The organism is Achromobacter marplatensis, from assembly GCF_002209535.1.
Taxonomy (GTDB): domain Bacteria; phylum Pseudomonadota; class Gammaproteobacteria; order Burkholderiales; family Burkholderiaceae_B; genus Achromobacter; species Achromobacter marplatensis.
Genome location: NZ_NJIG01000001.1, coordinates 414,913 through 436,026, shown reverse-complemented (window position 1 = coordinate 436,026; position 21,114 = coordinate 414,913). Strand labels below are relative to the sequence as shown.

Genomic DNA, 21,114 nt, shown 5'->3' with positions numbered 1-21,114 from the left:
ATCCTGTTGTTATGAAGGTTTGGAGGCGCATCATACTGCCGCGCACGCCTCGCGCGGCAGCGGAAAACACGTCGGCCGCAATCAGGCGCGTGGTTCGGGCAGCGGGATGTATTCGGTCTCGTCGCCGGGCACGATCTGGTCGAAGCGCGTGCGCTGCCAATCCTGCTTGGCCTGCTCGATGCGGTCTTTGCTGCTGGAGACGAAGTTCCACCAGACAAAGCGCGGACCGTCCAGGGGTTCGCCACCCAGCACCGCAAACCGCGCGGCGGTGACAGCGCGGATCTGCACCGGCCGGCCCGGGGCAAACACCACCAGCCGGCCGCTTTCGAACACTTGCCCATCCACCTCGACCGAGCCTTCGGCCAGATAGGCGGCGCGCTCTTCATACTCCGCCGGCAGCACCGTCGTGGCGCCCGCCTTCAGTTGCAGGTCGCCGTAGAACAGGGGCGACAGCGTCTTGACAGACGAGGTCTTGCCGAACAGTGAGCCCGCCACGACTTGGGCGCGCACGCCTTCGCCTTCGACTACCGGCTGCGCATCCAGGCCATAGTGCGTAAAGCCCGGGTCCGTTTCCTCGTGCTGCTTGGGCAGGCCCACCCAGATCTGCAGGCCACAGAGGCGCTGCGGCGCCTGGCGGCTTTCCGGCGACGAACGTTCCGAATGGACGATGCCGCGGCCGGCCGTCATCCAGTTCACTTCGCCAGGCAGAATCGTCTGGGTGTTGCCCGCGCCGTCACGGTGCACCATCGACCCTTCATACAGGTAGGTGACGGTGGACAGGCCGATGTGCGGGTGCGGGCGCACGTCGATGCCCGAGCCGGCATCGAATTCCACCGGACCCATGTGGTCAAGGAACACGAACGGCCCGACGGTTCGGCGCTGCGCCGACGGGATCGCACGGCGGACGGAAAAGCCGCCCAGGTCGCTGGTGCGCGGCACCACGACGGTTTCAATCTGGTTTTCGCCTGCATCGGACAACGTAGACATGGTGTAGCGCTCCGCTTCAATAGGCCAATGGCCATGTTAAGGCCCAACGGCCCGTTCAAAAACAAGACCGGGCGGAAACCCTTCCGCCCGGCCTCGGGCATTACGCCAAGTCAAACACCAGCACTTCGGCGTTCTTGCCGGCCGACAGCTCGACCCGGGTGTCGTCAGTAATAGCGACCGCATCACCGGCCGAGAGCTCGGCGCCGTTGACCGTGACGCTGCCCCGCGCCACATGCACCCAGCTGCGGCGGCCGGCGGCCAAGGCCAGGGTGGCGGACTCGGCGCCGTCGAACAGGCCGCCATACAGGCGCGCATCCTGATGGATCTTCATCGAGCCGTCTTCGCCATCCGGCGACACCAGGGCTTGCAGCCGGCCACGCTTTTGGGCGTCGCTGAAGGTGCGCTCTTCGTATTCCGGGGCAATGCCGGTCACGTCGGGCTCGATCCAGATCTGCAGCATGTGCGTTTCGGTGTCCGGCAGCGGGTTGAACTCGGAGTGCATCACACCGCGGCCAGCGCTCATCCGCTGCACGTTACCGGGCTGGATGGTCGAACCGCTGCCCATGCTGTCCTTGTGCGCAATGGCGCCGTCCAGCACATAGGTGATGATCTCCATGTCCCGATGGCCGTGCGTGCCGAAGCCGCGGCCGGCAGCAATGCGGTCGTCATTGATCACGCGCAGTGCGCCGAAGCCCATGTGAGCCGGGTCGTAGTAGTTGGCGAAGGAAAAGGTGTGAAACGAATCGAGCCACCCATGGTTGGCGTGACCCCGTTCGGCAGCGCGGCGAATCGTAAGCATTGTGGACTCCTGTTTCAATAATATGAATGGTCTGCAGGGTGCGGCGCCGGCATTTCGCTTCGCCGTTTCCACTTAACCCCTGGCATGAGTGATATTCTGCGCGTGCAGGAGGGTCGCTTTGGCGCTATATTTTGATGACTTCATTCAAATTATTTGAATGATCTGCTCGAGCCCCCACCATGCAGCCCATTACGCCTGAATTGTTGATCCTGGTTGACGCCATCGCCCGCCATGGCAGCTTTGCCAAGGCCGCGCGCGAACTGGGCAAAGTGCCGTCCGCCGTGACCTATTCGATCCGCAAGCTTGAAGACGGCCTGGACGTGCTGCTGTTCGACCGCTCAGGACACCGGGCGCTGCTGACGCCCGCGGGCGAAGCCCTGCTGAAGGATGGGCGCCACGTGCTGCAATCGCTGGACGATCTGGCCTGCCGCGTGAAGCGCATCGCCACCGGCTGGGAAGTGGAGCTGCGCATCGCCGTCAGCGCCGTATTACCGTGGCGGCCCTTGTACGACCTGATCGACGAATTCCAGACGCTGGAAAGCGCGACCACGCTGCGCTTTTCCAGCGAAGTGCTGAGCGGCAACTGGGATGCATTGACGAGCGGACGTGCCGACCTGGTGATCGGCGCCGGCGCAAATGCCGAGCCGACGGGGCCCTACCGGTCGCAGGCGATCGGCGCGACGCAGTTTGGATTCTGCGTCGCGGCGCATCACCCCCTGGCGTCGTTGCCGCAACCGCTCAGCCGCGCCGACATCACGAAGTACTGCGCGGTCGTCGTGGCGGATACGTCGCGCAACCTGCCGCCGCAATCGCGCGGCATCCTGGCAGACCAGCCGACCTTGGTGATGCCGTCCATGCAGGCCAAGATCGACGCGCAGGTACGCGGCCTGGGCTGCGGCTACCTGCCGCTGACCATGGCGGCGCCCTACCTGGCGCAGGGTCTGTTGGTGGTGTGCGAGACGGATGAAGGCATGTCCCTCACGGAACACGTGGCGTACGCCTGGCGGGCCGAACCGCCGGGTGAAGCGCTGAAGTGGTGGCTGCAAAAGCTGAAATCGCCGCGGCTCTGCGAAAGCCTGCTGGGAATGGGCTGACGGGTTGCCGGGCGTACAACGCCCGGCAACCCATCAACGATCACTCGTCTTCGATCCCCAGCTCGCGCAGCTTGCGCGTGATGGTGTTGCGGCCGATGCCCAGGCGGGATGCGGCCTCCACACGGCGGCCGCGGCTGGCGTCCAGCGCGCTTTGCAGCAGGATCTTCTCGAACTGGCGCGTCAAGGTCGCCATCACGGCAGGTTCGCCGCGCTCCAGACGGTACTGCGCATCGCGCAGCAGGGAATCCTGCCAGTTGCGCGGCGCGCCGTCGTCCAGACCTTGGGACGCTTGCACCACCGTGCCGATACCCGGCATCGGCGTTGCAGGACGCAACGGGGCCAACCCGGGTTGCTGCTGATGCTCCAGCGCGCGGATTTCCGGCGGCAGGTCCTGGCGGTCCACCGTCTGGCCCGGCGCCATTACCGTCAACCAGTGGCAGAAGTTCTCCAGCTGGCGGACGTTGCCGGGAAAGTCGAACTTGGTCAGCACGGCCAGCGCGTCGGGCGTCAGGCGTTTGACCGGCACGCCCAGCGTGCGGGCGCTTGCCGTCAGGAAATGTTGCGCCAACGCAGGAATGTCTTCCACGCGCTCGCGCAGCGGCGGCAGGCGCAGCCGGATCACGTTCAGGCGATGGAACAAGTCCTCGCGGAACAAACCCTGTTCGACACGCTGCTCCAGCGGCTGGTGGGTCGCGGCCACGATGCGCACGTCCACTCGCACGGGCTGAGCCCCGCCCACACGGTAGAAGCTGCCTTCGGCCAGCACGCGCAACAGGCGCGTCTGCAGCTCGATCGGCATGTCGCCGATTTCGTCCAGGAACAAGGTGCCGCCGTGCGCTTCTTCGAAGCGCCCACGGCGCAAATTGTTGGCGCCCGTGAATGCGCCGCGCTCGTGGCCGAAGAGTTCGGCTTCCAGCAGGTCGCGCGGGATGGCCGCCGCGTTCAGGGCCACGAACGGGCCGCTGGCCCGCACGCCGTGGCCGTGCAAGGCACGGGCGACGAGCTCTTTGCCGGTACCCGATTCGCCGGTGATCAACACCGTCACCTTGGACTGGGCCAGCCTGCCGATCGCGCGGAACACTTCCTGCATGGCGGTGGAAGACGACTGCGTCATCATCCAGCGCTCGTTGTTCTGCGCCGCCTCGCCCTGCCCTTCAGGCGTTTCCGGCTGCGTGGATTCCTGCATGGCGCGCTGGATCAGCGCAACCGCCTCGTTCACGTCGAACGGCTTGGCCAGGTAATCAAACGCGCCGCCCTGGAACGCGGACACGGTGCTGTCCAGATCGGCGAACGCGGTCATCACGATGACCGGCAAGCCGGGATGGCGCTCTTTGAGTTGACGCAACAGCTCCAGGCCGTTGCCGCCGGGCATGCGGATATCGGATACCAAGGCGACGGGCGTTTCGCGCGACAGCGCTTCCAGCACGTCAGCCGATTGGGAGAAACTGCGGGTGGGGACACCAGCGCGGGCCAGGGCCTTTTCGAGGACCCAGCGGATGGCCTGGTCGTCGTCGACGATCCATACGGGTTTCATCAGTGTGCAGGCTCCATCGGTAGGACCAGGCGAAACTCGGTGCGCCCCGGTCGGGATTCAAATTCGATGATGCCGCCGTGCTGCTGCACGAAATCCTGGGCCAGGCTCAAGCCCAGGCCCGTTCCGCCCGCCCTGGCCGTGACCAGGGGGTGGAAAATGCGGTCGCGGATGTGGTCCGGCACGCCGGGACCGTTATCGATAATGGACAGCACCAGCGCCAGCCGGTGCTGGCGGTGGGCCAGCATGACCTGCCGCGCCACACGGGTACGCAGCGTCACTACACCAGGTTCCGTCTTGGGCCCTTCGGGGCGTGCGACCAGTTCCTGCGCGGCGTTACGCGCCACGTTCAGGACGGCCTGCATCAGACGGGCGGCGTCGCCCTTCAGATCGGGAACCGACGCGTCATAGTCGCGCAGGATGGTGACGTCGTTGCGGAATTCAGCCTGGATCAGCGCGCAGACGCGCTCGCAGATCTCGTGGATGTTCACCGGCCGCGCATTCAGCGGCACACGTTGCGGGCCGCTCAGGCGGTCCACCAACGCCTGCAGGCGGTCGGCTTCGGAAATAATGACCTGGGTGTATTCGGCCAGGGCCGCGCTGGGCAGTTCGGCTTCCAGCAATTGCGCGGCGCCGCGCAAACCGCCCAGGGGATTCTTCACTTCATGCGCAAGATTGCGCAGCAATTCACGGTGGGCTTCGATCTCATCAACCAGTCGATGATTGCGGTCGGCCAGCACGCGCTGCTCGATCTCGCGGGTCTCTATCAGCACGGGCCAGCGCTGGCCCGTCAGCCCCACCGTCGTGACGGCGACTTCCACGGATTCGGCGGCGCGGCGCAACGAGGCCAATTGCCTGACGTCGGCGTACCTGCCGGCCGCGGCGCGGTCGATCGAGGACTGGATATTTTCTGGGGTGTCGAACAGCGTGGCGGCGGAGTGCCCGCCCAGTTGCTTGCGCGAGCGGCCGAACAGATCTTCGGCGGCAGCGTTGGCGTATTCAATGTGACCGCGCTCGTTGACCAGGAAAACGGACGTGGCAAGCAGATCGAGAGCTTCTACATTCATTTTTCAACGTACCCGAATGACAGGGGGAAAGCGGAACGCGCCCGCGACGGCGGCGCCGGAACCCGGCGCCCTGCCCGCCAGGCGTGATGCCTGGCGGACAAACCGTCGAGCCGCGACCTGGTGGTGCGCGTGGTGTGGGCCCTGGTTTCTGCCTACATCATCGCGCTCCCCCCCGCCACAGCCTCTAAACGATCAGAGGCTGTAGTACATGTCGAATTCGACCGGGTGCGTCGTCATGCGCAGACGATTCACATCGGCCATTTTCAGGTCGATGTAGGCGCTGAGCATGTCGTTGCTGAACACGCCACCACGGGTCAGGAATTCGCGGTCGGCGTCCAGGGCTTCCAGCGCTTGTTCCAGCGAGGAGCACACGGTCGGGATCTTCGCGTCTTCTTCCGGCGGCAGGTCGTAGAGGTTCTTGTCGGCCGGATCGCCCGGGTGGATCTTGTTCTGGACGCCGTCCAGGCCGGCCATCATCAGGGCCGAGAAAGCCAGGTACGGGTTGGCCAGGGGGTCCGGGAAACGCGCTTCGACGCGGCGGCCCTTCGGGTTGCCGACGTACGGGATGCGGATCGAGGCCGAGCGGTTGCGGGCCGAGTAAGCCAGCTTGACCGGGGCTTCGTAGTGCGGAACCAGACGCTTGTACGAGTTCGTGCCCGGGTTGGTGATGGCGTTCAGGGCGCGGGCGTGCTTGATGATGCCGCCGATGTAGTACAGCGCGAATTCCGACAGGCCGGCGTAGCCGTTGCCTGCGAACAGGTTCTGGCCATCCTTCCAGATGGATTGGTGCACGTGCATGCCGGAACCGTTGTCGCCAACGATGGGCTTGGGCATGAACGTCGCGGTCTTGCCGTAGGCGTGGGCCACGTTGTGCACGACGTACTTGACGATCTGCGTCCAGTCGGCGCGCTGGACCAGCGTGCTGAACTTGGTGCCGATTTCCAGCTGGCCGGCGCCGGCCACTTCATGGTGGTGCACTTCGACCGGCACGCCCATTTGTTCCATCAGCAGGCACATTTCCGAGCGCATGTCCTGGAACGAATCAACCGGCGGAACGGGGAAGTAGCCGCCCTTGACCAGGGGACGATGGCCGGTGTTGCCGCCTTCGAATTCCTGGCCGCTGGACCACGAGGCTTCTTCGGACTTGATCTTGACGAACGTGCCCGACATGTCCGTGTTCCAGGTCACACCGTCGAACACGAAGAATTCGGGTTCCGGACCAAAGTAGGCGGTGTCGCCCAGGCCGGAGGACTTCAGGTAGGCTTCGGCGCGCTTGGCCAGCGAACGCGGGTCGCGGTCATAGCCCTTCAGGTCCGACGGTTCAACGACGTCGCACGACAGGATCAGGGTCGGCTCTTCGCGGAACGGATCCAGGTTGCCGGTCGAGCAATCGGGGATGAGCAGCATGTCGGAGGCTTCAATGCCCTTCCAACCCGGGATCGACGAACCGTCGAAAGCCTGGCCGCTTTCCAGCTTGTCTTCGTCGATCTGGCTGGTGGGCACGGACACGTGGTGCTCACGGCCAACCGTATCGGTGAAGCGGAAATCCACGAATTTGACTTCGTTATCGGCGATCTGTTTCAGGACGTCTTTCGGGCTTGCCATGTCATCTCCATTAGATAAAAGGGTCGAGGGCTTTGCCTCTCGACTGGCATAAAAGAGGGAAGCAATAAGCGTGCCAGGTTTTACCCCCTGGAATCCCTGGGGAAGACCGCACGGTCATGAAAAAATGTAGCACCACTTTGGTGCAAATGGTGGGGCACGATTGCCCCGTTATGGTGCATTCCTGCTAAAGGAACATTTCCTGAAGGTCATTCAGGAAGCGCCACCCCAAGGGCGTCGCCTTCAGACGGGTCGGATCGCCGTCCAGCAGGCCCCGTTTGGAGGCTGCCTCCAATTGGTGCGCAATGGCCGCAAGCGACAAGCCGGTGCGTTCGTTGAACGCCGTGCTGGGCACCCCGTCTTTCAGGCGCAGAGCGTTCAGCATGAATTCGAAAGGCAGTTCGTCGGGGCCGACCTGGCGGCTTTCAGCCAAGTGGCTGCCATCGCGGGCCATCGCAGCCTGCATCCAGGAATCGGGGCTGCGCAGCCGCGCTTCGCGCACGATACGGTCATGGAATGACAGTTTGCCGTGCGCCCCGGGGCCGATGCCCAGGTAATCGCCGAATTCCCAGTAATTCACGTTGTGGCGGCAGCGGGCGCCGGGCTTGGCATAGGCAGACACCTCGTAGCGGGCCAGGCCGGCCGCCGCCAGTTCGGCCTCCACAGCGTCCTGCATGGCGGCGCTGGTGTCGTCGTCGGGCAGGTCTTCGGGCGGGAACTTGGCGAAGACCGTATTGGGCTCCATCGTCAGGTGATACAGCGACAGGTGTTCGGTGCCGAACGAGATGGCCTCGCGCAGATCGGCCACACAGGCGTCCAGCGTCTGGCCCGGCAAGGCGAACATCATGTCCAGGTTCACCCGCGAGACGGCGCGTTGCGCCATGCCAATGGCGGCGCGGGCCTGATCGGCATCATGGATGCGGCCCAGCTTCTTCAATTGGGCATTGTCGAAACTCTGGATGCCCAGCGAGAAGCGCGTGACGCCACTGGCCGCGTAATCGCGAAAGCGGCTGGCCTCGGCGGTGCCGGGGTTCGCCTCCATGGTGATCTCGGCATCCGGCCATACATTGAGACAGGCGCGCAGCATGGCCAGCAATTCGTCCAGCCCTGCCGAGGACAGCAGGCTGGGCGTGCCGCCACCGATGAAGACGGACACGACCTGGCGGCCCCAGATAGACGGCAGCGCCTGTTCCAGGTCGCTGCGCAACGCATCCAGATAGGCGCGTTCGGGGATTTCGCCCGGCGCGGCGTGGGAATTGAAGTCGCAATACGGGCATTTGCGCACGCACCAGGGCACGTGCACATAGACGGACAACGGCGGCAGGCTGGTCAGCGTGGCGCCCGCCGGCACGAGCCGGCGCGAGGGCGATGCGCCCAGGTCGTTGCGGATAGGGATAGTGATGGACATGCGGTTTCCTGGAGCGGGCGCGGCGCGCGCGCTCAAGCCTGGCTCAGCTTGCTCAGCAGTTCGCGCAGCGCGCGGGCGCGGTGGCTGACGCGGTTCTTTTCCTCGGGGTCCAGCGTGGCCGCGGTCAGCCCCATGTCGGGCAGGTAGAAATGGGGATCGTAGCCAAAGCCGTTCGCCCCTTCGGGCTGGTCGATGATCTCGCCATGCCACAGGCCTTCGCCGATGATCGGGCACGGGTCGTTTTCCGAGCGTACCAGCGCAAGCACGGCGACATACCAGGCACGGCGGTCAGCGTGGCCGGCCAGGTTCTGCGTCAGCAGCGCGTTATTGGCCAGATCGGATTTCTCTCCCCCATGCATCTTGGCGTAGCGGGCCGAATAGACCCCGGGCGCGCCATCCAAGGCCGCCACGCACAGGCCGGAATCGTCAGCCAGGGCGGGCAGCCCGGTCAGGCGGCTGGCATGGCGCGCCTTGGTCAGGGCGTTTTCGACGAAGGTGACGTGCGGCTCTTCGGCCTCGGGCACGCCCAGCTCGCCTTGGGGCACCAGTTCGATGCCCAGGGGAGCGAACAAGGCGGAAAACTCGCGCAACTTGCCGGCATTATTGGACGCCAGCACGATGCGGCGCAGGGAATCGGGAATCTTGGGGGAAGTCATAAGGCAAATTGTATAGGGCACAGCCTGCCCGCGCCGCGGCATGACCGCCTGTCCACGTGCGCTCCCGCAACACCGCCGACACATTTTGTCGTCAACATCAGCGATCTTGTCACTGATCGTATCTGACCCCCGGCGATGACCCCTACTCACGCTATGCCCCGGACGGCTTCGGTCCGCGCGCCCCACACCTCCCTGGGCGATGCGCCCACGTCAGCCGGCTTGGCCGGCATTCTGCGCGAACGGCTGCTCCGCCCCCGCTACCAGCCCGTCGTCGACCTGTCGCACAGCCGCATCTACGGCCATGAAAGCCTGATCCGCGGCCCGGCCGATACCGCCCTGCACTATCCCGACGCCCTCTTCGCCGAAGCGCGGCGCCAGGGGCTGCACCCGCAAGTGGAGCTGGCCAGCTTCCGGGCCGGCGCCCAGGGCTTCCAGGACAACGAAGCGGCCGGCAAGCTGTTCCTGAACCTGTCGGGCTCGGCGCTGATCCACTATTGGACGCTATGGGGAGACGACATGCCGCTGCGCCTCTTGAAGGATTGCACCCTGCCCCCGTCGAGCATCATCGTCGAACTGACCGAACAGGACCCGCTGTCGGACCACATGGGCGAACTGGGCTGCGCCTTCGCGTGCCTGCGGGAGCGCGGCATGCGCATCGCCCTGGACGATTACGGCGTGGGCAATTCCAACCTGCAACTGTGGTCCGAGATGCAGCCCGATCTCGTCAAGATCGACCGTTATTTCTTCAACGGCATCGGCCAGAGCGATCGCAAGCAGAACATGGTGCGGGCCATCCTGAAGGTGGCCCAGCACCTGGGCACGGCCATCGTCGCCGAGGGCATAGAAACGGCGGAAGACCTGGCCGTGGTGCGCGAACTGGACATCCGGTACGCCCAAGGCTGGTTTCTGGGGCGCCCCGAGGAAACGCTGCTGACTGAGCTGAACGCGCCGCTGCGCGATTCCCTGCGGGTACGCAGCCCTGCCCCCTTGTCGCAACGTTCCGCAGGCGGCACCGCCGCCAGCCTGCGGGTGGCAGCACCCGCGGCGCTGCTGAATAAGGACACCAACGACGACGTGCATCGGCTCTTCATCGAACACAAGAACATGCACGCGGTGGCGGTCATCGACGGCGACAACCGGCCGGTAGGCATCATCAACCGCCGCGATTTCTCGGAACACTACGCGCAACGCTACACGCGCGAACTGTTCGGCCGCGACGCGTGCTCCACCTTCATGAACGGCGAACCGGTGCTGGTGGACCTGAACGTATCCATCGACCAGCTCAGCCACGTGCTGATTTCAGAAGACCAGCGCTATCTGATGGACGGGCTGATCATTACGCGGGATGGCCGCTACGACGGCCTGGCCACGGGCGAAACGCTGGTGCGCTCGGTGACCGAAATGCGGATCGAAGCGGCGCGCTACGCCAACCCGCTGACGTCCCTGCCCGGCAACATCCCCATCAGCCGGCACATCGCCACCTTGCTGGAGGACGCCGCCGACTTCACCATCTGCTACGGCGATCTCAATAACTTCAAGCCTTTCAACGACGTATATGGCTATTGGCGTGGCGACGACATGATCATGCTGACCGCCGAAGTCGTCAAACAGCATTGCGATCCGCTGCGCGACTTTGTCGGCCATGTGGGTGGGGATGATTTCGTGGTGCTGTTCCGCAGCCCGGACTGGACGCAGCGCGTGCAGCGGATCATCGCCGAGTTCAATGAGCAGGCCGTCGACCTCTATGACGACCAGGGCCGCCACAACGGGGGCATCGAGGCCGAAGACCGTTATGGCGTGCCGCGCTTCTTTCCGTTCGTGACGCTGGGCGTGGGGGCGCTCACCGTCACGCCTTCCCTATGCGAGCGCATCCGCCCGGAGGACATCGCGTCGGCCGCCGCGCATGTCAAGCACAAGGTCAAGCATGGGAACCTGTCGCTGGTGATCGAGCGCTACACCGGCGGCGCCCTGCCCCAGCTGGCCGATTGATTGCCCGGCTGCCGCCTGCACGGCGGCAGCATTCTGGGCCGCCTGGGCAATCTGGAACACCGCCACCGCGCGGCGCAGGCCTTGCGCCTGGATCTCCAGCGCGGCGGCGGCCGCCGCGGTCTGTTCGACCATCGCCGCATTCTCTTGCGTGGACCGCTCGATGTCGGCTACCGCGTCGTTCACCGACGCGATGCCGGCGGCCTGTTCGGCAGTGGCGCTCGAGATCTCGGCCACGATCTGCGTCACCCGGTCAACCGACGCCAGCATGTCGCGCATCGTGTCGCCGGCCAGGTTCACCTGGCGCACGCCCGCCTCGACCCGCGACGCCGAGTCCTCGATCAAGCCCTTGATTTCGCGGGCGGCCTGCGCGCTGCGCTGGGCCAGCGAACGCACTTCGCCCGCGACCACGGCAAAACCCTTGCCCTGTTCGCCCGCACGCGCGGCTTCCACCGCGGCGTTCAACGCCAGGATGTTGGTCTGAAAGGCGATGCTGTCCACCACCCCGACGATTTCGCCGATGCGCCGCGCGCTGTCGGCGATGCCCTGCATGCTCTGCACGACTTCGTCCACTGCCTGGCCGCCGCGTTGCGCCAGACGGGTGGCGCTTTCGGCCTGCCGGCTGGCCTGGTCCGCGTTGCCGGCCGTCATCTGGACGGTGTGCGCCAGCTGGGTCATGTTGGCCGCGGCCTCTTGCAACGAACCGGCCTGGCGCGCCGTGCGATCGGACATGTCCGCCCCGCCGGCCGCGATCTCGCCCGAGCCCGTATGGATTTCCTCGACGCCCTGGCGCACGGAGGCCACGGCGGCAGACAGCCCGGTCTGCATGCGGCGCATGGCTGAATACAGCACGCCGATTTCGTTGTCGCCGCGCATGGCGATGGCGCCCGTCAGGTCGCCGTCGGCGATGCGGTCAAAGTGCGCGCCGGCCTCGTTCAGCGGCCGCAGGATGCTGCGGCGGAACGCCAGCCGGATCAGCACAGCCAGCAGCAGCACCACGCCCAGCACGCCGGCCGCCACCAGAATCACCCGCTCCAGCGTCTGGCTGGCGCCCGCGACTGCGGCCTGGCCCTGCTCGCGCGAATAGGTCTGGTAAGCGTCTGCCTGCTTGACGTAGGCCGCGCCGCTGGCGGGCAGCACCTTGTCCACCAGCCGGTTGACCTCGATGCCGTTCCACCCCTGGATCGCCTTCTGCATGGGCACGAGCGTCTGCTCCGCGAACGCCGTATAGGCCTTGAGCACCTGCTCGAACAGCGGGCCGCCCTGGGCGCTGGCATCGGGATTGCCGCGCAGGCGCGCCAGGCTGGCGCCGGCCTGCTTGAGCAGCGCGTCTGCCTGGGCCAGGGACTCGTCGCGGGCGGCTTCCAGCCCGCCCTCCATGCCGGTCTTGGCGTCGGTCAGCGCGGCGCGCGCCTGAAACAAGCGGCTGGTCATGTCGGCCAGGTCGCTGGCGCGTTCGATGCTGCCGCGGCCCAAGGCTTCGATGTCGGCCCGGTTGTCGCGCAACACCGCGATGCCGGCTGCCGCCGCGACGGCGAACAGCACCACAAACAACGCCAGAATGGCCGATACCGCCGTGGTGACCCTGAGATTTTTCCGCATATCCATCCGTATATAGCCTGGCGCCAAAGGCGCAGTGCATCGGATTATGGGCATCCAGTTTGGCAATTTCTTGACACAACCTGGGCCCGAGCATGACGAACGCCCGTCATGAAACTGCGCTTTTGCGAACAGGAACCCCGTATTAAGGAATTGTGAATTGGCAGCGACACGCCCTTGCGGCACATTCGATGCTGTACCGAACCATTCCCATCATCCATACAGCAGCCCTATGCCACACGCCTCTGACGCTTATCAGGACATCCGCGAAGCCGTGCGCGACCTTTGCGCCCAATTCCCTGGCGAATATTTCCGCAAGATCGACGAAGAACGCGGCTATCCCGAGGACTTTGTCCGCGCGTTGACCGAGGCCGGCTGGCTGGCGGCACTGATCCCGCAGGAATACGGCGGCTCGGGCCTGGGCCTGACCGAAGCGTCGATCATCATGGAAGAGATCAACCGCAGCGGCGGCAACTCGGGCGCCTGCCACGGCCAGATGTACAACATGGGCACGCTGCTGCGCCACGGTTCCGACGCCCAGAAGCGCGAATACCTGCCCCGCATCGCCGCCGGCGAACTGCGCCTGCAATCCATGGGCGTGACCGAGCCCACCACCGGCACCGACACCACCAAGATCAAGACCACCGCCGTGCGCCGCGGCGACCGCTACGTGATAAACGGCCAGAAGGTCTGGATCTCGCGCGTGCAGCATTCCGATCTGATGATCCTGCTGGCCCGCACCACGCCGCTGGACCAGGTCGCGCGCAAGTCCGAAGGCATGTCGATCTTCCTGGTGGACCTGCATCACGCCGTCAAGCACGGCATGACGATCCGCCCGATCCCCAACATGGTCAACCACGAGACCAACGAGCTGTTCTTCGACAATCTGGAAATCCCCGTCGAAAACCTGATTGGCGAGGAAGGCAAAGGCTTCAAGTACATCCTGGACGGGCTGAACGCCGAACGCACGCTGATCGCCGCCGAGTGCATCGGCGACGGCTACTGGTTCGTGGACAAGGTCACCGCCTACGCCAAGGAACGCATGGTGTTCGGCCGCCCCATCGGCCAGAACCAGGGCGTGCAATTCCCCATCGCCCGCGCCCACATCAACGTGGAAGCCGCCAGCCTGATGCGTTACGAGGCCTGCCGCCTGTTCGACGCCCACCAACCGTGCGGCGCCCAGGCCAACATGGCCAAGCTGCTGGCTGCCGACGCCTCGTGGGAAGCCGCCAACGCCTGCCTGCAATTCCACGGTGGTTTCGGCTTCGCGACCGAGTACGACGTCGAGCGCAAGTTCCGCGAAACGCGGCTGTATCAGGTGGCGCCCATCTCTACCAACCTGATCCTGTCCTACGTCGCCGAACACATCCTGGGCCTGCCCCGTTCCTTCTGACCCGACTACGCACATGAACGCCGCCAAAGACACTCCCCACCTCAGCGCTGAACTCGCCGCCTTTGCCGCCAACCTGCGCTACGAGGACATCCCCGCGCCGGTATTGCGCCGCGCCGAAGACCTGCTGCTGGACTGCCTGGCCTCGATCCTGGCGGGCGCCTCCGCCCGCGCCGTGCAGGCCATCGACCGCTATGCCGCCGCCATGGGACCCGCCGACGGCCCAAGCGAAGTGCTGATCACGCGCCGCCGCACGTCGCCGCTGTTCGCCGCGATGGTCAACGCCGCGGCCGCCCATGTGGTTGAACAGGACGACGTCCACAACGGCTCGGTATTCCACCCCGCCGCCGTGGTCTTCCCGCCCGCACTCGCCGTGGCGCAAGCGTTGGGCAGCTCGGGCCGCGACCTGATCACCGCCGCCGTCGCCGGCTATGAAGTCGGCATCCGCGTCGGCGAATTCCTGGGCCGTTCGCACTACAAGATTTTCCACACCACCGGCACGGCGGGCACCCTGGCCGCCGCAGTCACCACCGGCCACCTGCTCAAGCTGTCGCCTGAACAGATGCTGCACGCGCTGGGCTCGGCCGGCACCCAGGCCGCAGGCCTCTGGGAGTTCCTGCGCGACGCCGCCGATTCCAAGCAATTGCACACAGCCAAGGCAGCAGCCGACGGCATCACTGCCGCGTATCTGGCGCGCGAGGGCTTCACCGGCGCCCGCCACATCCTGGAAGGTCCGCAAGGCATGGCGGCCGGCATGTCCACTGACGCCGACCCGTCCAAGCTGTGCGACCGCCTGGGGCAACGCTGGGCGCTGGCTGAGACCTCGTTCAAGTTCCATGCGTCCTGCCGCCACACCCACCCGGCCGCCGATGCGCTGCAGCAGGCGCTGCGCGACAACAACCTGACCGAAGCCGATGTGGCGCGTGTGGTGGCCCACGTGCACCAGGGCGCCATCGACGTACTGGGCCCGGTCGTCAATCCGCAGACCGTGCACCAGTCCAAGTTCTCGATGGGCACCGTGCTTGCGCTGATCGCCCGCAAGGGCCGCGCCGGGCTGGCCGAGTTCGACGCTGGGTTGGACGACCCGGCAGTCGCCGACTTCCGCGGCAAGGTTGAGATGGTGCTGGACGAAGAAGTCGACCGTGCCTACCCGCAACGCTGGATCGGCAAGGTCACCGTCACGACCCGCGACGGCCGCACCGTGCACGGCCGCGTGGACGAACCCAAGGGCGACCCCGGCAACACGCTCAGCCGCCCCGAGATCGAAGACAAGACGCTCAGCCTGGGCCGCTACGCGGACGCCGCCACGGACGCGGAACTGCGCGCGCTGATCGACACCATCTGGGGATTGGAAAAAGTCACCAAGGTCGACGCCTTGTTATCACGCAAGGCGGCCTAATCCTCGCCTTGTTGCCCTCGCCCCATGCAAAACAGCCGCTTTCGCGGCTGTTTTTTCGTGCCTGAAAGCTGTCCCTATCAGGCTAGCGCAGCGCGCTGCGCGCGCACCAGGCTGGCGATACCGCTTTCGGCCAGCACCAGCATCGTGTCCAGTTCGGCGCGGGTGAAGGTCGCGCCTTCGCCCGTGCCCTGTACTTCCACAAAGGCGCCACTGCCCGTCATGATGACGTTCACGTCGGCATCGCACGCCGAGTCTTCCTGGTAGTCCAGGTCCAGCACCGAGCGGCCTTGCACCAGCCCGACGGACACGGCTGCAACCGCATCGCGGATCGGATTGACGGCCAGGTCGCCGCGCTTCATCAGCAAGGCGACGGCATCCGCCGCTGCCACCCAGGCGCCGGTGATGCTGGCGCAGCGCGTGCCGCCGTCGGCCTGCAGCACGTCGCAGTCCAGGTGCAGGGTGCGTTCGCCCAGGGCCTTCATGTCGAACACGGCGCGCAGGCTGCGGCCGATCAGGCGCTGGATTTCCTGCGTGCGGCCGCTTTGCTTGCCGCGCGCCGCTTCGCGATCGCCACGTGTATGCGTCGCCCGCGGCAGCATGCCGTATTCCGCCGTGACCCAGCCTTCGCCCTTGCCTTTCAGGAACGGCGGCACCTTCTCCAGCACGCTGGCGGTGCACAGCACGTGGGTGTTGCCGGCCTTGACCAGCACCGACCCTTCGGCGTAGCGCGTGAAGCCGCGCTCCAGGGCAAACGGCCGCAGTTCGTCGACGGCGCGGCCCGACGGGCGGGCAATGGTGGGCGTAGTGGTCACAGGCAGACTCCAGACAGGAACATTGATTCGCGGCATTGTACGGGCTGGCGCCGCAGGAAATCCCCGCTTGGAGTATCCTGCGGCGATATATCACCAGGAAACGCCCATCATGATTCGCAGCATGACCGCCTTCGGCAACGCCCGAGCAGACTTAGAGCAAGGCACGCTTGCCATCGAACTGCGCAGCGTCAACAGCCGCTTCCTCGACCTGTATTTCCGGCTGCCCGACGAACTACGGCACGTCGAGACGCCGCTGCGCGAACTGCTGACCGCCAACCTGGCGCGCGGCAAGGTCGAGATCCGCGTTTCGTTCACGCGCAACGCCAGCACGGACCTGTCCAAACTCGACCCGACCTGGCTTGAAAGCCTGGCCGAGCAGCTTCAGGCCGCCCGCCGCATCGTCCCCGATATCGCCCCGCCCCGGCTGGTGGAGCTGTTCAACTGGCCCGGCCAGCGCGGTAACGATGCGCTCGACCCGCAAATCTGGGGCGCCGCCTGCCTGCAGGCCGGCCAGCAAGCGCTGACGCAGTTGCAGGAAGGCCGTGCCCGCGAGGGCGAACGCCTGGCCGGCATGATGCGCGAATGCGCCGATGGCGTGGCGCGCGTCGTCGACATTGTGCAGGCTCATCTGCCCCAATTGCTGTCCGACCACCGCGACAAGCTGGCGGCCAAACTGCGCGAAAGCGTGGAATCGGCCTTCCCGGGCGGCTTCACGCATATCTCCGGCACCGAGCTGTCCGAACGCCTGTCGCAGGAAGCCAATCTGTTCGCGCTGCGCATCGACGTGGCGGAAGAGCTGTCTCGTCTGCGTTCACACCTGGAAGAGCTTCGCCACCTTTTGACCGACGGCGGCGGCAAGTCCGCGTCGGGCAAGAAGAATGCGGGCAGCGCCGGCAAGCGCCTGGACTTCCTGTTTCAGGAAATGAACCGCGAAGCCAATACGCTGGGGTCCAAGGCGGGCAGCATGGAAGTCACGCGCGCCGCGATGGACCTGAAACTGCTGATCGAGCAGATGCGCGAGCAGGCGCAGAACATCGAGTAAGCGCCTCGCGCGCAGCCACGCCCGCCTCCCGCAAGCGGAGGGTCAACGGGCGTCGCCCGCCGCGGGTTCGCCGCGCAGGGCCGAATCCAGGTACTGGCTGCGAGCGCGAGCGTCCGGGAAACGCATATCCCGATAGCTGATGAATCGCGACCCGCGCGCCAGCCGGTAGCCCAGCCAGATCAACAGGAACAGCGGAATGCCGACATAGGTGGCCACGACGCCGCCCCAATCGATCCGGTCCTGCAGGAAGGCCTGGTAGTTCTGGCCCAGGGTGATGACCAGGCACAGCACGAAGGCGAAGATCGGGCCGAACGGGAAGAACGGCGACACATACGGCAGGTCGGCCAGGTTATGGCCCTGCTTCACATAGCCGCGGCGGAAGCGGTAGTGACTGATGGCGATGCCCAGCCAGGCGATGAAGCCCGTCATGCCCGACGTGTTCAGCAGCCAGATGTACACCGCATTCGGGCTGAAAATGAAGGTGAAGAAGCACAACGCCGCCACGACTGTCGTGGCCAGCAGCGCCCACAAGGGCACGCCGTTGCGCGAAATGCGGCCGAAGATGCGCGGCGCCTTGCCCTCGCGCGCCAAGCTGTAGAGCATGCGGGTCGCCGCATACATGCCCGAATTGCCCGCCGACAGCACTGACGTCAACACCACGGCGTTCATGATCGACGCCGCCCCCAGCAGGCCGGCGCGCTCGAAGATCAGCGCGAACGGGCTGACGCTGATGTCCTCGACTTCGTTGCGCAGCAGATGCGGATCGGTATAGGGGATGAGCAGGCCGATCACCAGGATGGCCGCCACGTAGAACAGCAGGATGCGCCAGAACACCTGGCGCACTGCGCGCGGCAGGTTACGTGCCGGGTCTTTCGATTCGCCCGCGGCGATGCCGATCAATTCCGTGCCCTGGAACGAAAAGCCCACCACCATGGCCACGCCGATCAGCGCCGCGAAGCCGCCTGCGAACGGCGCATCGCCGACGGTCCAGTTGGCCACACCACCCGTCTCGCCGCCGCGGATGATGCCCAGCAGCATCATCACGCCCATGGCCACGAAGCCCAGCACCGCCACCACCTTGATCAGCGCGAACCAGAATTCGGCTTCGCCGAATCCGCGCGCCGACATGGCGTTCAGGCCGAAGGTGATCGCCAGGAACAAGGCGCTCCAGTAGAAGCCAGGCACGTCCGGGAACCAATACGCCATGACGAGCTGCGCCGCCACCAGGTCCACCGCCACGGTGACCGCCCAGTTGTACCAATAGTTCCAGCCCAGCGCGAAGCCGAAGCCGTCTTCGACGTAGCGGGCGCCGTAGGTGGAAAACGAGCCCGACACCGGCATGGCAGCGGCCAATTCCCCCAGGCTGGTCATCAGGAAATAGACCATCACCCCGATCAGCACATAGCCCAGCAACGCGCCGCCGGGTCCGGCCTTTGCGATGGTCGCCCCCGAGGCGACGAACAGGCCGGTCCCGATGGACCCGCCGACCGCGATCATGGTCAGGTGGCGCGCGGACAGGGTTCGGCGCAGCTCGGACGGCTGATCCGCCTTCGCCGCGCGCGTGCCGCCTGCGCGGCCTTCATCGTGTTCCGATGGTGCCAAAATGCTTTTCCTTCACGTCGTGAAGGCACCCGTGCGATGCGCTGCGGATGCCTTGGGATTACCGGGCAACGCGCGAGAATAGCGCAAACCGCCCCGCCGCGAAAAATGGCGGGGCGTTGGGGACAGATCCTGCTATTGGAAAGCGGTTTCCATGAAGGTGCGCAGTTTGCGCGAATGCAGCCGCTCCGGCGGCATGTCGCGCAGCCGCTCCAGCGCCCGAATGCCGATCTCCAGATGCTGGTTGACCTGCCGGCGATAGAACACGCTGGCCATGCCGGGCAGCTTCAGTTCGCCGTGCAACGGCTTGTCGGATACGCACAGCAGCGTGCCGTAGGGCACGCGAAAGCGGAATCCGTTAGCCGCGATAGTGGCCGATTCCATATCCAGCGCGATCGCCCGCGACTGCGCGAACCGCTCGACCAGTTCCACATGGTCGCGCAATTCCCAGTTGCGGTTGTCGATGGTGGCGACCGTGCCGGTGCGCATGATGCGCTTCAAGTCCCAGCCGGACAGCCCCGCCACTTCTTCCACCGCCTGCTCCAGCGCCACCTGCACTTCGGCAAGCGCCGGGACCGGCACCCAGGTGGGCAGATCGGCGTCCAGGACGTGGTCTTCGCGCACGTAGCCGTGGGCCAGCACGTAGTCGCCCAAGCGTTGGGAATCGCGCAGGCCCGCGCAGTGGCCCAGCATCAGCCAGGCATGCGGGCGCAGCACGGCGATGTGGTCGGTGATGGTCTTGGCGTTGGACGGGCCCACGCCGATGTTCACCAGGGTGATGCCGGAATGGTCGCCGCGCACCAGGTGGTACGCGGGCATCTGCGGCAAGCGCGCGGCCTGCCCCTCATCGCCCGGGCCGCTTTCGCCGCGGCGCGTGATGCGGTTGCCGGGCTCGACCAGCATGTCGTAGTCCTCGTTGCCGCTGGCCATCAGCGCGCGGGCGCGGGCGCAGAACTCGTCGACATAGAACTGGTAGTTGGTGAACAGCACGAAATTCTGGAAGTGCGCCGGCGCGGTCGAGGTGTAGTGCTGCAGGCGGTGCAGCGAATAATCCACGCGCTGGGCGGTAAACGGCGCCAGCGGCTTGGGTTCGCCCTCCTTGCCGCGCCACGAGCCGTTGACGATGGCGTCGTCGGTCACGGCCAGGTCCGGCACGTCGAACAGGTCGCGCAACGGGCGCTTGAGCGCCTCCAGGTGCTCGCCTTCGACATAGGCGCCTTCCGGAAACGCGAAATGCAGCGGGATGGGGGAATCGGATTCGCCGACTTCGACCGCCACGCGGTGGTTCTGCAGCAGTTGGCCGACTTGCTCGATCAGGTAGTCGCGGAACAGTTCGGGCTGCGTGACGGTGGTCTGGTAAATGCCGGGTTCGGCCACATGGCCATAGGACAGGCGCGTGTCGATCGGGTCGTAGGTTTCAACCACGATGCGGATGGCCGGGTAGTACGCACGGGCGCGCTCGCGGCCGTTGCCGGTGCCGTTCAGGACCTCGCGGAACGCGGCACGCAGGAAAGCCGTGTTGCGCGCATAGATCTCGGCCAACCGGTCCACCGCGGCCTGGGCATCCTGGAATGGTTCAAAAGGCATGGCATCGGGCCGGTTCATCGACGACAAAGGGTGGACTGCATTCATCATTGAGCTTTACTCCGCTTTCTTGTCTGCCGATTATGCCCGACCGCGTGGCAGATGAAGCGTCATATTCCGGCGTGCGGGGCCAGCGGTGACGTCGCCAATGATATAGAAACAATATATCATTCCGATTCTTCGAATTTCCTGTCCCCTTCGTCCATGCCGCCCCTGCCAGGCCACCGCCACGCCGCCCCGCCGCCCTACGCGCGCTGGGCCGTGCTTGCCTGGCTGTCCGTTTGCCTGCTGCTGGCGCCGATGGGCAGCCTGCGCCATGCGCTGTCGCATCTGGGCGAGGCGCCCGCCGCCAGCCAGGACGATGCCCACCCGCATGAAAAGCTGGGCCATTGCGACCTGTGCCAACTATGGGATGTGCTGGACGCGACGCTGCCGTCGTCGTTCGCGTGGGTCGGCGGGGACGCCGCCCCTGCGGCGCCGGTTGCCCACCTGCCCGCCGGCACCACCGCCGTCGGCGGAACCTGGTTCCAATCCCGCGCCCCGCCCTTCCAGGCCTGAA

Annotated in this window: 16 protein-coding genes and 1 pseudogene; 6 read left to right on the top strand and 11 right to left on the bottom strand. The window is 65.8% G+C overall.

Annotated elements, in window-relative coordinates; translation table 11 throughout:
- Positions 1-81: 81 nt before the first annotated feature.
- Together CEY09_RS01885 and CEY09_RS01880 are read right to left on the bottom strand one after the other, a co-directional pair.
- Entirely contained in the window at positions 82-987 is a 906-nt protein-coding gene (locus tag CEY09_RS01885; RefSeq protein ID WP_088587319.1) for a pirin family protein, read from the bottom strand.
- A gap of 100 nt (positions 988-1,087) precedes the next feature.
- Positions 1,088-1,786, bottom strand: a complete 699-nt coding sequence (locus CEY09_RS01880) for a pirin family protein (protein WP_088587318.1) — start codon at positions 1,784-1,786, stop codon at positions 1,088-1,090.
- A 179-nt stretch (positions 1,787-1,965) separates the two neighbouring features.
- Between CEY09_RS01880 and CEY09_RS01875 the strand changes: the two genes are divergently transcribed.
- Positions 1,966-2,880 (top strand): LysR family transcriptional regulator, encoded by a 915-nt coding sequence (locus tag CEY09_RS01875; protein ID WP_006222218.1) that lies wholly within the window; start codon positions 1,966-1,968, stop codon positions 2,878-2,880.
- A gap of 40 nt (positions 2,881-2,920) precedes the next feature.
- On the opposite strand, the gene ntrC is transcribed toward CEY09_RS01875, so the two are convergent.
- From ntrC to rdgB, 5 genes are all read right to left on the bottom strand, one after another.
- Complete coding sequence (gene ntrC, locus CEY09_RS01870; protein ID WP_006222219.1) at positions 2,921-4,414, bottom strand: nitrogen regulation protein NR(I); 1,494 nt, start codon at positions 4,412-4,414, stop codon at positions 2,921-2,923.
- Positions 4,414-5,478: a nitrogen regulation protein NR(II) gene (gene glnL, locus CEY09_RS01865; protein WP_006222220.1), complete on the bottom strand. Its 1,065-nt coding sequence runs from the start codon at positions 5,476-5,478 to the stop codon at positions 4,414-4,416. The genes ntrC and glnL overlap by 1 nt, the downstream gene beginning before the upstream one ends.
- Positions 5,479-5,670: 192 nt before the next feature.
- A complete protein-coding gene (gene glnA, locus CEY09_RS01860) occupies positions 5,671-7,083 on the bottom strand; it encodes a type I glutamate--ammonia ligase (RefSeq protein WP_006222221.1) in 1,413 nt (470 codons plus the stop codon).
- A 184-nt stretch (positions 7,084-7,267) separates the two neighbouring features.
- The gene (gene hemW, locus CEY09_RS01855; protein ID WP_088587317.1) at positions 7,268-8,488 is read right to left on the bottom strand and encodes a radical SAM family heme chaperone HemW; all 1,221 of its coding nucleotides are present in this window, start codon (positions 8,486-8,488) and stop codon (positions 7,268-7,270) included.
- A 32-nt stretch (positions 8,489-8,520) separates the two neighbouring features.
- Positions 8,521-9,144, bottom strand: a complete 624-nt coding sequence (gene rdgB / locus CEY09_RS01850; RefSeq protein ID WP_088587316.1) for an RdgB/HAM1 family non-canonical purine NTP pyrophosphatase — start codon at positions 9,142-9,144, stop codon at positions 8,521-8,523.
- A gap of 135 nt (positions 9,145-9,279) precedes the next feature.
- Between rdgB and CEY09_RS01845 the strand changes: the two genes are divergently transcribed.
- Positions 9,280-11,133: an EAL domain-containing protein gene (locus CEY09_RS01845; RefSeq protein ID WP_377785510.1), complete on the top strand. Its 1,854-nt coding sequence runs from the start codon at positions 9,280-9,282 to the stop codon at positions 11,131-11,133.
- Positions 11,134-11,298: 165 nt separating this feature from the next.
- On the opposite strand, the pseudogene CEY09_RS01840 reads toward CEY09_RS01845, so the two are convergent.
- Positions 11,299-12,732: pseudogene (locus CEY09_RS01840) on the bottom strand (methyl-accepting chemotaxis protein); the annotation flags it as partial.
- Positions 12,733-12,961: 229 nt separating this feature from the next.
- On the opposite strand from CEY09_RS01840, the gene CEY09_RS01835 reads away from it, so the two are divergent.
- Positions 12,962-14,122 carry an acyl-CoA dehydrogenase family protein gene (locus CEY09_RS01835; RefSeq protein ID WP_006222227.1) on the top strand — a complete coding sequence of 387 codons (1,161 nt, stop codon included), beginning with the start codon at positions 12,962-12,964 and terminating at the stop codon, positions 14,120-14,122.
- A gap of 13 nt (positions 14,123-14,135) precedes the next feature.
- Positions 14,136-15,518, top strand: a complete 1,383-nt coding sequence (locus tag CEY09_RS01830; RefSeq protein WP_088587315.1) for an MmgE/PrpD family protein — start codon at positions 14,136-14,138, stop codon at positions 15,516-15,518.
- A gap of 77 nt (positions 15,519-15,595) precedes the next feature.
- Here CEY09_RS01830 and rph read toward each other — a convergent pair whose 3' ends face one another.
- Positions 15,596-16,366: a ribonuclease PH gene (gene rph / locus CEY09_RS01825; RefSeq protein WP_088587314.1), complete on the bottom strand. Its 771-nt coding sequence runs from the start codon at positions 16,364-16,366 to the stop codon at positions 15,596-15,598.
- 73 nt (positions 16,367-16,439) lie between these two features.
- Here rph and CEY09_RS01820 point away from each other — a divergent pair, with 73 nt between their 5' ends.
- Positions 16,440-17,372, top strand: a complete 933-nt coding sequence (locus CEY09_RS01820) for a YicC/YloC family endoribonuclease (protein WP_006222230.1) — start codon at positions 16,440-16,442, stop codon at positions 17,370-17,372.
- Between the two features lie 42 nt (positions 17,373-17,414).
- On the opposite strand, the gene CEY09_RS01815 is transcribed toward CEY09_RS01820, so the two are convergent.
- Together CEY09_RS01815 and CEY09_RS01810 are read right to left on the bottom strand one after the other, a co-directional pair.
- Positions 17,415-18,974, bottom strand: coding sequence for an amino acid permease (locus CEY09_RS01815; RefSeq protein WP_006222231.1), 1,560 nt, complete (start codon positions 18,972-18,974; stop codon positions 17,415-17,417).
- A 132-nt stretch (positions 18,975-19,106) separates the two neighbouring features.
- Positions 19,107-20,606 carry an AMP nucleosidase gene (locus tag CEY09_RS01810; RefSeq protein ID WP_377785509.1) on the bottom strand — a complete coding sequence of 500 codons (1,500 nt, stop codon included), beginning with the start codon at positions 20,604-20,606 and terminating at the stop codon, positions 19,107-19,109.
- Positions 20,607-20,759: 153 nt separating this feature from the next.
- Here CEY09_RS01810 and CEY09_RS01805 point away from each other — a divergent pair, with 153 nt between their 5' ends.
- Positions 20,760-21,113 carry a hypothetical protein gene (locus tag CEY09_RS01805; protein ID WP_088587313.1) on the top strand — a complete coding sequence of 118 codons (354 nt, stop codon included), beginning with the start codon at positions 20,760-20,762 and terminating at the stop codon, positions 21,111-21,113.
- The last annotated feature ends 1 nt before the right edge of the window (position 21,114 follow it).

Bases quoted from the DNA above. Each gene is read 5' to 3' on its own strand.
- CEY09_RS01885 (WP_088587319.1), bottom strand. From the start codon at position 987: ATGTCTACGTTGTCCGATGCAGGCGAAAACCAGATTGAAACCGTCGTG.
- CEY09_RS01880 (WP_088587318.1), bottom strand. From the start codon at position 1,786: ATGCTTACGATTCGCCGCGCTGCCGAACGGGGTCACGCCAACCATGGG.
- CEY09_RS01875 (WP_006222218.1), top strand. From the start codon at position 1,966: ATGCAGCCCATTACGCCTGAATTGTTGATCCTGGTTGACGCCATCGCC.
- ntrC (WP_006222219.1), bottom strand. From the start codon at position 4,414: ATGAAACCCGTATGGATCGTCGACGACGACCAGGCCATCCGCTGGGTC.
- glnL (WP_006222220.1), bottom strand. From the start codon at position 5,478: ATGAATGTAGAAGCTCTCGATCTGCTTGCCACGTCCGTTTTCCTGGTC.
- glnA (WP_006222221.1), bottom strand. From the start codon at position 7,083: ATGGCAAGCCCGAAAGACGTCCTGAAACAGATCGCCGATAACGAAGTC.
- hemW (WP_088587317.1), bottom strand. From the start codon at position 8,488: ATGTCCATCACTATCCCTATCCGCAACGACCTGGGCGCATCGCCCTCG.
- rdgB (WP_088587316.1), bottom strand. From the start codon at position 9,144: ATGACTTCCCCCAAGATTCCCGATTCCCTGCGCCGCATCGTGCTGGCG.
- CEY09_RS01845 (WP_377785510.1), top strand. From the start codon at position 9,280: ATGACCCCTACTCACGCTATGCCCCGGACGGCTTCGGTCCGCGCGCCC.
- CEY09_RS01835 (WP_006222227.1), top strand. From the start codon at position 12,962: ATGCCACACGCCTCTGACGCTTATCAGGACATCCGCGAAGCCGTGCGC.
- CEY09_RS01830 (WP_088587315.1), top strand. From the start codon at position 14,136: ATGAACGCCGCCAAAGACACTCCCCACCTCAGCGCTGAACTCGCCGCC.
- rph (WP_088587314.1), bottom strand. From the start codon at position 16,366: ATGCCGCGAATCAATGTTCCTGTCTGGAGTCTGCCTGTGACCACTACG.
- CEY09_RS01820 (WP_006222230.1), top strand. From the start codon at position 16,440: ATGATTCGCAGCATGACCGCCTTCGGCAACGCCCGAGCAGACTTAGAG.
- CEY09_RS01810 (WP_377785509.1), bottom strand. From the start codon at position 20,606: ATGATGAATGCAGTCCACCCTTTGTCGTCGATGAACCGGCCCGATGCC.
- CEY09_RS01805 (WP_088587313.1), top strand. From the start codon at position 20,760: ATGCCGCCCCTGCCAGGCCACCGCCACGCCGCCCCGCCGCCCTACGCG.